A 12,742-nucleotide genomic window follows, 5' to 3' on the forward strand; every position below is an offset into this window, starting at 1 on the left:
GAGCGGTGATCGGGTTTTCTGCGGTGGGCGGCCTGATCCCGTCGACCGCTATCTCGCAACAAATGGCGCTGGCTCCCGCGCCGGACACCGTGAGCACCAGTTTGGGTCTAGGCCAGCAGTTCAATGCGCTGGGTCAGTTCGCTGGTCCGGTGGCCGTGGCATTCCTGGTCCAGAACGCGGGCGGTTGGCACGCGACGTGGTGGGTCACCGTGAGCTTTGCGGTGGTCGGATTGCTCGCGAGTTGGTGGTTGGGGTTCGCGCACCGCACCGGTCCCACCTTGTCATCTGGCCGAGGGTGACTAATGTGGCTTCTCGTGATCGAGAACCAATCCACTGACCGTTCAACCGCCGCATTCCCCCCACTAGGCACTGTTCACCGGCCCGTAACCCCGGTGGACGAGCTGGCCAACCAGTTCTTCGACCGCTCGATGCGACTGGATCCCCTGGCGGCCACGTTGAACGGACTGGTCGGTTACGGTCCCGGCTACCCGGACTACGGCCCCCAGGGCCGCACCGATCGCGCGCACTTGCGCACGGAGACGCTGAGCGCCTTGGAGACGGCACAGCCCCGCGACGATGTGGATCGTGTGACGATTCACGCCCTGCGTCATCGGTTGCAGCTGGAATCAGACCTGTACTCCGCCGATCTGGACGTCGCTCCGGTCAACAACATCGCGTCCCCGGTGCAGTGGGTGCGCGAAATCTTCGACAACATGCCCACTGCCACGCCTGAGGACTGGCAGCAGGTCGTCGAGCGGTTGCGACACGTGCCTCGTGCGTTGGAGAGCTACACGGAGGGGCTGCGGGAAGCGGCCTCGCTCGGGAAGTTGGCCTCGATGACCCAGATCCGGGAGGCCGGTGCTCAGGCGGAGGCGTACTCGGAACTCAAGGGCCCGCTGGGATCGTTGTTGACCCACGACTCGGTGCCCGTCTCGCTCAGTGAACCCTTGGAAGACGCCGTCACCGACGCCCGCCAGGCCTATGCGAGCCTGGTGCGTTCGTTCCACGAAGACTTCGCCGCGACCGCACGGGACACAGATGCCGTCGGCGAGGACGCCTACCGACTCCACCTCCAGTCCTTCCTGGGTGCCAAGCTCGAACCCCGCGAGGTCTATGAGTGGGGCATTGAACAGTTAAGACTGCTGGATGAGGAACAGCGACTCGTGGCGCATCAGATCTCCCCCGGTGTCTCCATCCGCGAGTCCATGAAGCTCCTCAACGAGGACCCCGCCCGCCGGCTGAACTCCACCGAGGAGTTGCAGCACTGGATGCAAGACCTCTCCGATCAGGCAGTCTCCGAGTTGTCCAAGAACCATTTCGAGTTCACGGAGGCCATGCGCAACCTGGAGTGCATGATCGCGCCCACCCAGGACGGCGGCATCTACTACACCCCGCCCAGCAGCGACTTCTCCCGCCCCGGCCGCATGTGGTGGTCCGTACCCGAGGGCACCTCACGGCACGCGACGTGGGAGGAAACGACCACGGTCTACCACGAGGGCGTCCCCGGTCATCACCTGCAATTCGCGACCGCCTTGGCCAATGCGAGCGAACTCAACAACTGGCGCCGCATGGGCATCTGGGTTTCCGGGCACGGCGAGGGATGGGCCCTGTACGCCGAGCGCCTCATGGAGGAGCTGGGCTACTTGGACGATCCCGGCGACCGCATGGGCATGCTTGATTCGCAGCGGTTGCGCACCGTCCGCGTGATCTTCGACGTCGGATTCCATTGTGGCTACACCGTGCCCGCGGAACTCGGCGAGATGCTCGGTGGGGCTCGTGCCGGTGAGATCTGGTCCCCGCAGGACGGCTGGGACTTCTTGTCCCACAACGTGATCATGGACCCGGCCGTGCTGCGCTTCGAATGGCTGCGCTACATGGGCTGGCCGGGCCAGGCGCCGTCGTACAAGCTGGGCCAGGAACTGTGGCTGGACCTGCGCAAGCAGGTGAAAGCGCGCGAAGGTGACCAATTCGATCTCAAGCACTTTCACAGCCGTGCGCTGCGGCTCGGTTCGGTGGGATTGGACACACTGGCCCACGCCATGACGCTCTAGTTCCGCGAGTTCTCGCGGGCCTTGGCCACCACGAGGCCGACGACGCCGCCCGGCACGTAACATTTCGTCACACCCCGTGTGCGCTTTATGATTCCGCGGCCTACCCTGGCTCACATGAATTCCGCAGAAAATACCCGGCGTCTACCGAAATGGATGACCTCCTTCGGTTGGCAGATTCTGATCGCCCTGATCCTGGGTGTTCTCCTGGGCTCCTTGGCCACCGCCATGGGTGGCGATCCCGAAGAGAACCCCAACTGGTTGATGATCGTGCTGGACACCATTGGTTCCAGCTACGTCACGCTGTTGAAGGCCGCGGTGGTACCGCTGGTGGTCACGGCCGTGATCGCCTCGATCGCCAACCTCCGCGATGTCTCCAACGCCGCCCGTCTGGCGTGGAAGACACTGGTGTGGTTCGCGATCACGGCACTGATCGCCGTGCTCATCGGCATGGTGCTGGGTGTTGTGATCCAGCCCGGTGTGGGCACGGGTCAAGCGCAACCCGGTGAGTACACGGGTACCGAGGGTTCGTGGCTGGGCTTCCTCAAGGGCATCATCCCGGTGAATTTCCTGGGCTTGGAAGCCACCTCCAAGATGCCGGATGCGGAAACCGTGACCACCGCGCTGAACTTCAACGTGCTGCAGATCCTGGTGATCTCGGCAGTGGTGGGTATTGCCGCCTTGAAGGTCGGTAAGGCCGCCGAACCGTTCCTGACGTTCATGCAGTCCGGCCTGGCTATCATGCAGAAGATCGTGTGGTGGATCATTCGCCTGGCCCCGTTGGGAACTCTGGGTCTGATCGGCCGCGCGGTGTTCGAGTACGGCTGGACCTCCATGGGCACCCTGATCAGTTTCGTGATCACCGTGTACGTGGGCCTGCTGCTCGTGGGCTTCGTGGTGTACCCGATCTTGATCAAGCTCAACGGGCTGTCCATCAAGCAGTTCTTCTCCGGTGTGTGGCCGGCCATGCAGTTGGGCTTCGTGTCCCGTTCCTCCCTGGGCACCATGCCGCTGACCCAGCGGGTGACCGAGCGGAACCTGGGTGTCCCCAAGCACTACGCGTCCTTCGCGATCCCCCTGGGCGCCACGACCAAGATGGACGGTTGCGCCGCGATCTACCCCGCCATTGCCGCGATCTTCGTGGCCCAGTTCTACGGTGTTCCCCTGACGCCCATGCACTTCGTATTGATCGCCCTGGTGTCCGTGCTCGGCTCCGCCGCGACCGCGGGCACCACGGGTGCCACCGTGATGCTGACCTTGACACTGTCGACCCTGGGCCTCCCGCTCGAGGGTGTCGGACTGCTCCTGGCCGTGGACCCGATCCTGGACATGGGCCGCACCGCACTCAACGTCACGGGACAGGCACTCGTGGCCGCGATCGTATCCAAGCGAGAGGGCATCATCGACATGGACCTCTACAACGCGCAGCGTTCCGGCGAGCCGTTCTCGGACGAGGACAGCCACGGTGAGCTCACACCGCAGGACGCGCGGACCGGAACCGGCGAGGGCTCACACGCCCACGCGCCGTCGGGCCCGAATGACGGGCAACGCGTGGATTGAACCACGTCCTGAAACCGGCTTTGCGTCGCAGACAAGGAGCGGCACGGGTGACCCCGTGCCGCTCCTTGTCTGTCCGGACAGAACCATTAGACTGTGAGTTACATCACCACAATGACGTAGGAGATTCACACCATGACGGTCTACCAACAACCCGGTAAAGACGGCGCCAAGGTCACGTTCAAGCCCCGCTACGAGCACTTCATCGGCGGCGATTGGGTCGCGCCCGTGAAGGGTCAGTATTTCGAAGACATCACGCCCATCACGGGTCAGCCGTTCACCGAGGTGGGTCGCGGCACGGCCGAGGACATCGAGGCCGCGCTGGACGCCGCCTGGGCCGCAGCGCCGTCGTGGAATGCCACGTCACCGGCCGAACGTGCGCTCATGTTGAACAAAATCGCGGACCGCATGGAGGAGAACCTCGAAGCCATTGCCGTCGCGGAGACGTGGGACAACGGCAAGCCGGTGCGCGAGAGCCTCAACGCGGACATTCCGCTCGCGATCGACCACTTCCGCTATTTCGCGGGCGCTATCCGCGCGCAAGAGGGACACCTCTCCCAGCTGGACGAGGACACGGTGGCGTACCACTACCACGAGCCTCTGGGCGTGGTCGGTCAGATCATTCCCTGGAACTTCCCGATCCTGATGGCCGTGTGGAAGCTCGCCCCAGCACTCGCGGCCGGCAACTGCGTGGTGCTCAAGCCCGCCGAGCAGACCCCGGCGTCCATCCTGGTGCTCATCGACCTCATCAAGGATCTGATCCCGGACGGTGTGGTCAACATCGTCAACGGCTTTGGCGTGGAGTGCGGTCAGCCTCTGGCCTCCAATAAGCGCATCCGCAAGATCGCATTCACCGGTGAAACCACCACGGGCCGCCTGATCATGCAGTACGCGTCCGAGAACATCATTCCGGTGACCCTGGAGTTGGGCGGTAAGTCGCCGAACATTTTCTTCGAAGACATCGCGGCGCAGAAGGATGGCTTCTACGACAAGGCCCTGGAAGGCTTCGCGTTCTTCGCGCTCAATCAGGGTGAGGTCTGCACGTGCCCGTCCCGTGCGCTGATCCAGGAGTCGATCTACGACCAGTTCCTGGCGGACGGCATCGACCGCGTGTCCAGGATCAAGGCGGGCAATCCGCTGGACACGGACACCATGATCGGCGCGCAGGCTTCGACCGACCAGCTGGAGAAGATCCTCTCCTACCTGGACATCGGCAAGAAGGAGGGCGCCAAGGTACTGATCGGCGGCGAGCGTGCCGAGCTCGACGGCGATCTGGGCGGCGGTTTCTACGTCCAGCCCACCGTGTTCGAGGGCACCAACGACATGCGCATCTTCCAGGAGGAAATCTTCGGACCGGTGCTGTCGGTGGCCAAGTTCAGCGACTACGACCAGGCGATCAGCGTTGCCAATGACACGCTGTACGGACTGGGCGCCGGCGTGTGGGCGCGTAGCGGCAACATCGCCTACCGCGCGGGCCGTGCCATTCAGGCGGGTCGCGTGTGGGTGAACCAGTACCACAGCTATCCGGCGCACTCTGCGTTCGGTGGCTACAAGTCCTCGGGCATCGGCCGCGAGAACCACCTGATGATGTTGGACCACTACCAGCAAACCAAGAACCTGCTCGTGTCCTACACCGAAACCCCGCAGGGCTTCTTCTAAACCCTGAGCGAAAGGTAGTGAGGTGCCATGAGCGCACAACCTTTTGAACCGCAAGACCTGGGCGGTCTTGAGTACCACGTGGTGCTCGAGACCGCCCCGGTGGTGCCCGGCGACACCACCTCTCGGGTGGGCTTCACCGGGCCCGCCGTGGCCTTGCTGCAGGAACTATGGGACCAACACGGACCGCTCATGTTCCACCAATCGGGCGGCTGCTGCGACGGTTCATCCCCCATGTGCTTTCCCGCCGGAGAATTCCGAACGGGAGCTGCGGATGCGCTGCTGGGGGTTGCCCAGTTGCCGTCTCCGTCCGGTGGGGAGCTGGGCCCTTTGGAGTTCTGGATCTCGACCGAACAATTCGAGGTGTGGCGTCACACGCGCTTGATCATCGATGCGATTCCGGGTCGGGGCGGGGGGTTTTCCCTGGAAGCGCCCACGGGCAAAAGGTTTCTCACGCGCAGCGAACTCTGCATCGTGCCGCCGGTCGAGTCAGGCCCGTAAGAACGCAACACGCACCCTGTAGGTCAACAACCGCGAGGCCACCTTTCACCCGCCGGCCCTGGGTCATCCACGCGCTTCATGAGAAGTTCATGCGGGAGCACGCGGGGATTACTTTGTGTCCCCTGATACATCGCGCCAGCCTTGCACGACTGGCCACGGTATTCTCCGCATGCTCCCACATCCCCCGTGAACCGGCGGTGTAGGCCTTGTTTCGCCTCCCCGGGAATGAAACATCAACCACCGCCGGGTGACCCCGAGGGAGGACGCCAAGTGCGCACTCTATCCGTCATCGCTGGGGTTACTCAAAAGTAACCTATTAGCCGTGACGTGTCAATGATGTCAACAGAAAATAGTTGACAAGGATTTCCGGACGGATCTGGGCGGTGGCTGCGCTCCCGCATGCGTCACCGCCTTTGGGTCTTCGTCGTTCGACTCGTATATTGAAACCCATGCGTCCTGTTCTCATTCTGGCCTCGCAGTCTCCTGCGCGCGCATCCCTGCTGACGCGCGCACACCTTCCGTACGAGACCGTGGTCTCGCACGTGGACGAGGACGCCGCACTCGCCGAGCACGGGCCATTGAGCCCCTCGGACACGGCACTGCTGCTGGCGCGAGCCAAGGCGGAAGCCGTGGCGAGTCTGGAGATTGCCGAGGGCCGTGTGGTTCTGGGGTGCGACTCGGTCTTCGAACTCGACGGCGAGAGCTACGGCAAGCCCTACACTGCGGATGTGGCGGTGGAGCGCATCACCGCCATGAGCGGACGGAAAGGCACCCTGCACACCGGCCATTGGCTCGTGGATCGCCGCAACGGTGAAAGCCACGGAGAGGGTGCCATCAGCTCTGCGGACGTCTACTTCTCGGAAATGTCCCGCGAAGAAATCACGAACTACGTGGCCACCGGGGAACCCCTGCAGGTCGCCGGCTCGTTCACGCTGGACGGCCGCGGCTCTGTGTTCATCGAGCGGGTGGACGGGGACCCTAATGCGGTGATTGGTTTAAGCATCTCCACGCTGCGTGACCTCTTGGCCGCCCGCCACGTCAGCCCGAGTCACTGGTGGCGGCCAACACCACAGCCCACCACGTCATGATTTGTAGAAGATCTACAGTTCAGCCCGCATCCGAGCGTTCGCTTAGGTGATCTCCAGTACGGGGCACTAATCTGCTGGAGAGTATCGACAAGGAGCTATTCACGTGACAACCACCTCCACGGAGCAGCAGGCTTCCACCGACATGCGCCCCATCACCAAAGTCTTGGTGGCCAATCGCGGTGAAATCGCGGTGCGTGTCATCCGCGCCGCGCGCGACGAAGGCATCACCTCCGTGGCCGTGTACGCGGACACTGACCGGGACGCCATGCACGTGCGCATGGCTGACGAGGCCTACGCGCTGGGCGGCACCACCGCCGCCGATTCCTACCTGGTCATCGACAAGATTCTCGACGCCGCTTCTCGCGCCGGCGCGGACGCTGTCCACCCCGGTTACGGTTTCCTGTCCGAGAATGCCGACTTCGCCATGGCCGTGATCAACGCCGGCATGACCTGGATCGGCCCTCCCCCGGCAGCCATTTCCAAACTGGGCGACAAGGTGGCCGCACGCCACATCGCCGAGAAGGTCAACGCGCCGCAGGTTCCGGGTACCGCGGACCCGGTGTCCTCCGCGGACGAGGTATTGGCCTTCGCCGATGAACACAGATTGCCGATCGCCATCAAGGCTGCCTTCGGTGGCGGTGGCCGCGGTATCAAGGTGGTCCGCGAACGCGATGCCATCCCCGAACTCTTCGACTCCGCCGTGCGTGAGGCCACCGCGGCCTTCGGCCGCGGCGAGTGCTTCGTCGAGCGCTTCCTGGACGCCCCGCGCCACGTGGAAACCCAGTGCCTCGCTGACGGCCACGGCAATGTAGTGGTCGTCTCGACTCGCGACTGCTCACTGCAGCGCCGCAACCAGAAGCTGGTGGAAGAGGCCCCCGCGCCCTTCCTCTCCGACGAACAGAACCAGCGTCTCTACGAGGCTTCCAAGGCCATCCTCAAGGAAGCGCAGTACCAGGGCGCCGGGACGTGCGAGTTCCTGGTCGGCCAGGACGGCACCATCTCCTTCCTGGAGGTCAACACCCGTCTGCAGGTCGAGCACCCGGTTTCCGAGGAGGTCACCGGTCTGGACCTGGTTCGCGAACAGTTCCGCATCGCACGCGGCGAAGAACTCGGCTACGACGACCCTCAGGTGCGCGGCCACAGCTTCGAGTTCCGGATCAACGGTGAGGACGCCGGCCGCAACTTCATGCCGGCCCCCGGCACCCTGGCCAAGTTCACCCTGCCCACCGGCCCCGGCGTACGCGTGGACACCGGCGTTGAGGCCGGCGAGGCCATCGGCGGCAGCTTCGACTCGATGCTCGCCAAGCTGATCGTCACCGGCGCCACCCGCGAGCAGGCACTGCAGCGCTCGCGCCGCGCCCTGGACGAGCTGTTGATCGAGGGCATGCCCACGGTGGTCCCGTTCCACCGCGCGGTGGTTTCCGACGCCGCCTTCGCACCCGAGAGCGGCGCCCCCTTCTCGGTGCACACCCGCTGGATCGAGACGGAATTCAATAACGAGATCGAGCCCTTCGAAGCACCGTTCGAACCCTCCTCCGAGGAACCCGAGCGTCAGTCCGTGGTGGTCGAGGTGGGCGGCAAGCGCCTGGAAGTCACCCTGCCTCAGTTGCCCGGCACAGCACGCGTCGGTGGCAATGGCGGTCCCCCGCCCAAGCGCAAGGCCCGCGCCAACCGCGGCGGCTCCGCAGCGGCTCGCGGTGCCTCGGGAGATTCACTGACCTCGCCCATGCAGGGCACCATCGTGAAGATCGCTGTGGACAACGGTGACACGGTCTCCGAGGGTGACTTGATCGTGGTGCTCGAGGCCATGAAGATGGAACAGCCCCTGACCGCGCACAAGTCCGGCGTGATCAAGGACTTGACGGTTTCCCAGGGCGATACGGTTTCGGCCGGCACGGTTCTGGCGAACATCGCCGACTGACGCTTCAGCTGATCAGCACCAGTCAGTGAGAACGGCGGCTCCCTTTACAGGGGGCCGCCGTTCTGACTGAGAGGAACCTCCCTGCGTGAGTGGCGACGAAGCCAGCCAGCCAGTGTCAATGCCAATCTCATATTTTGGACACTCGAATTCGCAGTGTGGAACAACGGGTCTAGCGTGTACATATTCAAACCCCTTCCCATCTGAGGATTCACCATGTCTACAACCGTGACTGAACCGGGTTCCCACGGGCCCGAATCGGATAAGTCACTCGCGGAGCGCGTTCCACGTTCGCGCGTGATCGTCGCGTCCCTGGCCGGCACCACCATCGAGTTCTACGACTTCTACGTCTACGCGACCGCCGCCGTGGCCGTGTTTCCCGCCCTGTTCTTCACCGGTGAGGACGAGACCACCAAGCTTCTGGCGTCCATGGCCACGTTCGCTGCCGCGTTCTTCGGCCGTCCCATCGGTTCCGTGATCTTCGGTCACTACGGCGACCGGATCGGCCGTAAGGCCACCCTGATCGGCGCGTTGCTGACCATGGGTATCGCGACGTTCTTAATTGGTCTGCTGCCCACCTACTACTCCATTGGTATCTGGGCTCCCCTGATCCTGACCATCCTGCGCTTCTGCCAGGGCCTGGGTCTGGGCGGCGAATGGTCCGGCGCATCCCTGCTGGCCACCGAGTACGCGGAAGAGGGCAAGCGCGCCCGCGCGGCCATGTGGCCCCAGCTGGGTGCACCGTTCGGTTTCATCCTGGCCAACGGTTTCTTCCTGATCCTGACCATCGTGATGCAGTTCGGAACCGCCGAGCATCACGCCGTGGGCGACCACCCGTTCCTCGTGTGGGGCTGGCGTATTCCGTTCATCGCTTCCGTGGTGATGGTGCTGCTGGGTCTGTGGGTCCGCATCAAGCTCGAGGAGACCCCGGTCTTCAAGAAGGCCGAACAGCAGGGTGAGAAGGTCAAGGCACCCGTGACCGAGGTGTTCAAGACCTCGTGGGTCCAGATCATCCAGGGCACCTTCATCATGCTGGCCACCTATGTGCTGTTCTACCTGATGACCGCGTGGGTGCTGTCCTTCGGCATCGGCTCCCCGGACGCCGGCGGCTTGGGTATCGAGTACCGCGACTTCCTGATCATCCAGCTGTTGGCGGTGCTGTTGTTCGCCATCACCGTACCGATCTCCGGTTGGCTCGCGGACAAGTACGGCCGCCGTTCCTCGCAGCTCGTCATCACCTCCGCGATCGTGGTGTTCGGTCTGTGCTTCGGCCTGATCATGGACCCCTCGCTCGTGGGCACCGGTGAGAACGTCTCGATGGGCCGCGTGCTGTTCTTCCTCGCGGTCGGCATGACACTGATGGGCCTGACCTTCGGCTCGATGTCCGCCATCCTGCCCGAGCTGTTCCCCACCAACGTGCGCTACACCGGCTCCGGTATCGCGTACAACGTGGCTTCCATCCTGGGCGCAGCCATCACCCCGTACATCGCGGTGATCCTGAACGCGAACTTCGGCGTGGGCTCGGTGGGCATGTACTTGTCCTTCGCCGCGGTCGTCACCCTGATCGCCCTCTGGTTCTCCCCTGAGACCAAGAACGTGGACATGTACACCGTGGGTCGCAAGGTCGTGAAGTAACGCACCTTCCGCTCCATCGTCCATGACGTACGACGCCGCCCCGGTGACCTTTCGTGTGAAAGGTCGCCGGGGCGGCGTCGTCAGTTTGTGAATCAGTGGTGCACGTGCAACCGGCGAGCGGCCTCCGAAATGGAGCCGGACAGCGACGGGTACACGGCAAAGGTATCCGCGAGATCGTCCACACTAAGGTTGTGCGTGACGGCCAGGGCGATCGGGTAGATCAGCTCGGACGCTCGCGGACCCACGACTACGCCACCCATCACGGTGCCGGTGCCGCGGCGGGCGAAAATCTTCACGAAACCGTCGTCCACGGCCATCATCTTGGCGCGCGGGTTGGTGCTCAGCTGAAGCGCGGCGTATTCGATCACGGACGGATCGGACTTGGCGTCCTTCTGACCCACGCCCACGGATGCAATCTCCGGGGAGGTGAAAATGTTGGATGCAACCTGGTCGGTGCGTAGCGGACGAACGGCGTCCCCCAGCTGGTGGGCCACGGCAATGCGGCCCTGCATCGCGGCCACGGATGCCAGCGGCAGCACACCGGTGCAGTCGCCAGCGGCATAAATACCGGGCACGGTGGTCCGGGAGACCGCGTCCACCACGATGTGACCGGATTTGTTCGTGACCACGCCAACCTCTTCGAGGCCAAGATCTGTGGTGTGCGGGATGGAGCCCACGGCCAGCAGGCAGTGGGAACCCTGGACCTTGCGGCCGTCGGCGAGGGTGACCAGAACGCCGTCGCCGGTGTTTTCCACGGAATCCGCGCGCGAGCGGGACAGCACGGTCAAACCGCGGCGCTCGAACACGTTCTCCAGAACCGCCGCCGCATCCGAGTCCTCACCCGGCAGGACCTGGTCGCGGGAGGAAATCAGGGTGACGTCCGAGCCCAGCCCGTTGTAGGCGGACGCGAACTCCGCGCCGGTGACACCGGAACCCACCACAATGAGCTTCTCCGGGATCTCCCGCATCTGGTAGACCTGTTTCCAATTGAAGATCCGCTCACCATCAGGCTTGGCGGTGTCCAACTCGCGAGGGTAAGCACCCACGGCCAGCAGCACGAACTGGGCTTCCAGGTCGTATTCGAGCCCTTCATCGGTCTCCACGTGCACGGTGTTCGAGCTGGTCAACCGACCGTGGCCCTTGACCAGGTGCACACCCTGGCGTTCCAGGCCGCGCTTGATGTCACGGGACTGCGTCGCCGCCAGGCGCAACAGGCGGGTATTGACCTTTTCCAGATCCACCGACAGTTGATTGATCTCATCACCGTCCCCAGAGCCACCCACGATGTGGACGCCCAGATCCTTGGCCTCCGCAAAGCGATTCATGGTGTCCGCGGAAGCAATCAGGGTTTTGGACGGGACCACGTCGGTCAGCACCGCTGAGCCACCCATGCCCTGTTGTTCGATCACGGTGACCTCTGCACCCAGGGACGAAGCAACCAGGGCCGCTTCATAACCGCCGGGGCCGCCACCAATGACTACGAGTTTCGGATTCGCAAATTCAGTCTGCACACTCACGTCCCCCATTGTTGCAGCAATTGAACGGGGAGCTACCGTGACCGGGACCTCGGTTCCTTGAAGGTTCGCCGCATTGACGTTTCAAGCACGTCACCGCTGCTGCTCGTGCCTGCCCACGCGCTGCCGCTCCCCAGCGCTCTCTGCCTCACACGTCCCAGCCGTTGGGGCTAGCCCTGAGTACAATGATCCAGCATGGTGATGATCATTCGCTTTGACGCTTCGCATCGGGACGAAGCCCTTGACCTGGCCATTCGTGCGTGGGCTCCGGTCTTCCCCCAGGTTCGGGTCACTGTGCCGCGCTTCGTCTACGACAGCTTCTATCCGAACGGGTGGGAAGTCAGACAGCGGGCGGATCTGTCCGAAGTCCTTGATCAAGAGCCGCAGAACGTAGACCTCGCCCTTGAGGATGACAAGGTAGTCGGCTGGATCTGCACGCGGATCCATCCCGAGGACAACATGGGTGAGGTCTACGTCCTAGTGGTTGACCCTGATCATCAACGTCGAGGGATCGCCTCCGCTCTCACGGATCACTCGATGCGCCGAATCAAGGACGCGGGGATGAGTATGGCCATGGTCGAAACCGGAGATGACCCGGGCCACTCCAATGCGAGGGCCACCTATGAACACCTCGGCTTCAAACGTTGGCCGGTGGCTCGGTACTTCAAGGACCTCACCGATTAGACCCACCGGTTCTAGTGAGTGATCGACCACCTGTACACAATGAACCGACCATCTAGGTCCTGAGAGAGGCACTGGTCCGCTAGGTGCTGACATCTGAGGCAGAGATCCGCACCATGAACATTTAAGTCTCGAAATCGCAGA

The 12,742-nt window shown here is 63.5% G+C and carries 10 protein-coding genes; 9 read left to right on the top strand and 1 reads right to left on the bottom strand.

The genetic code is table 11. The features are described from left to right. Window positions 1-5: 5 nt before the first annotated feature. The 8 genes from RF638_RS03575 to RF638_RS03610 all read left to right on the top strand — a co-directional run bounded on the left by RF638_RS03575 (window position 6) and on the right by RF638_RS03610 (window position 10,403). On the top strand, window positions 6-299 hold the full coding sequence (locus RF638_RS03575; protein ID WP_129702429.1) for a hypothetical protein: 294 nt from the start codon (window positions 6-8) through the stop codon (window positions 297-299). 15 nt (window positions 300-314) lie between these two features. Continuing rightward, window positions 315-2,051 (top strand): DUF885 domain-containing protein, encoded by a 1,737-nt coding sequence (locus tag RF638_RS03580; protein WP_238663349.1) that lies wholly within the window; start codon window positions 315-317, stop codon window positions 2,049-2,051. 114 nt (window positions 2,052-2,165) lie between these two features. After that, window positions 2,166-3,608, top strand: coding sequence for a dicarboxylate/amino acid:cation symporter (locus RF638_RS03585; RefSeq protein ID WP_129702430.1), 1,443 nt, complete (start codon window positions 2,166-2,168; stop codon window positions 3,606-3,608). A 132-nt stretch (window positions 3,609-3,740) separates the two neighbouring features. Beyond that, complete coding sequence (locus tag RF638_RS03590; RefSeq protein ID WP_315276136.1) at window positions 3,741-5,264, top strand: aldehyde dehydrogenase family protein; 1,524 nt, start codon at window positions 3,741-3,743, stop codon at window positions 5,262-5,264. Window positions 5,265-5,291: 27 nt separating this feature from the next. Further along, window positions 5,292-5,762 (top strand): DUF779 domain-containing protein, encoded by a 471-nt coding sequence (locus tag RF638_RS03595; RefSeq protein WP_129702255.1) that lies wholly within the window; start codon window positions 5,292-5,294, stop codon window positions 5,760-5,762. 449 nt (window positions 5,763-6,211) lie between these two features. After that, window positions 6,212-6,850, top strand: a complete 639-nt coding sequence (locus RF638_RS03600) for a nucleoside triphosphate pyrophosphatase (protein ID WP_095796783.1) — start codon at window positions 6,212-6,214, stop codon at window positions 6,848-6,850. Between the two features lie 142 nt (window positions 6,851-6,992). Next, window positions 6,993-8,771, top strand: a complete 1,779-nt coding sequence (locus RF638_RS03605) for a biotin carboxylase N-terminal domain-containing protein (RefSeq protein WP_368841476.1) — start codon at window positions 6,993-6,995, stop codon at window positions 8,769-8,771. Window positions 8,772-8,984: 213 nt separating this feature from the next. Continuing rightward, window positions 8,985-10,403, top strand: coding sequence for an MFS transporter (locus RF638_RS03610; RefSeq protein ID WP_095796784.1), 1,419 nt, complete (start codon window positions 8,985-8,987; stop codon window positions 10,401-10,403). A 92-nt stretch (window positions 10,404-10,495) separates the two neighbouring features. Here the strand turns inward: RF638_RS03610 and RF638_RS03615 are convergent, their stop codons facing one another. Continuing rightward, window positions 10,496-11,929 carry an NAD(P)H-quinone dehydrogenase gene (locus RF638_RS03615; RefSeq protein WP_095796785.1) on the bottom strand — a complete coding sequence of 478 codons (1,434 nt, stop codon included), beginning with the start codon at window positions 11,927-11,929 and terminating at the stop codon, window positions 10,496-10,498. A 183-nt stretch (window positions 11,930-12,112) separates the two neighbouring features. Here RF638_RS03615 and RF638_RS03620 point away from each other — a divergent pair, with 183 nt between their 5' ends. Next, window positions 12,113-12,601, top strand: coding sequence for a GNAT family N-acetyltransferase (locus RF638_RS03620; protein ID WP_368841448.1), 489 nt, complete (start codon window positions 12,113-12,115; stop codon window positions 12,599-12,601). The last annotated feature ends 141 nt before the right edge of the window (window positions 12,602-12,742 follow it).

This window comes from Kocuria sp. CPCC 205235 (assembly GCF_040980905.1).
Classification (GTDB): domain Bacteria; phylum Actinomycetota; class Actinomycetes; order Actinomycetales; family Micrococcaceae; genus Kocuria; species Kocuria carniphila.

Coding starts and splice junctions, on each gene's coding strand:
- RF638_RS03585 (WP_129702430.1), top strand. CDS start 2,166: ATGAATTCCGCAGAAAATACCCGGCGTCTACCGAAATGGATGACCTCC.
- RF638_RS03590 (WP_315276136.1), top strand. CDS start 3,741: ATGACGGTCTACCAACAACCCGGTAAAGACGGCGCCAAGGTCACGTTC.
- RF638_RS03595 (WP_129702255.1), top strand. CDS start 5,292: ATGAGCGCACAACCTTTTGAACCGCAAGACCTGGGCGGTCTTGAGTAC.
- RF638_RS03600 (WP_095796783.1), top strand. CDS start 6,212: ATGCGTCCTGTTCTCATTCTGGCCTCGCAGTCTCCTGCGCGCGCATCC.
- RF638_RS03605 (WP_368841476.1), top strand. CDS start 6,993: ATGCGCCCCATCACCAAAGTCTTGGTGGCCAATCGCGGTGAAATCGCG.
- RF638_RS03610 (WP_095796784.1), top strand. CDS start 8,985: ATGTCTACAACCGTGACTGAACCGGGTTCCCACGGGCCCGAATCGGAT.
- RF638_RS03615 (WP_095796785.1), bottom strand. CDS start 11,929: ATGGGGGACGTGAGTGTGCAGACTGAATTTGCGAATCCGAAACTCGTA.
- RF638_RS03620 (WP_368841448.1), top strand. CDS start 12,113: ATGGTGATGATCATTCGCTTTGACGCTTCGCATCGGGACGAAGCCCTT.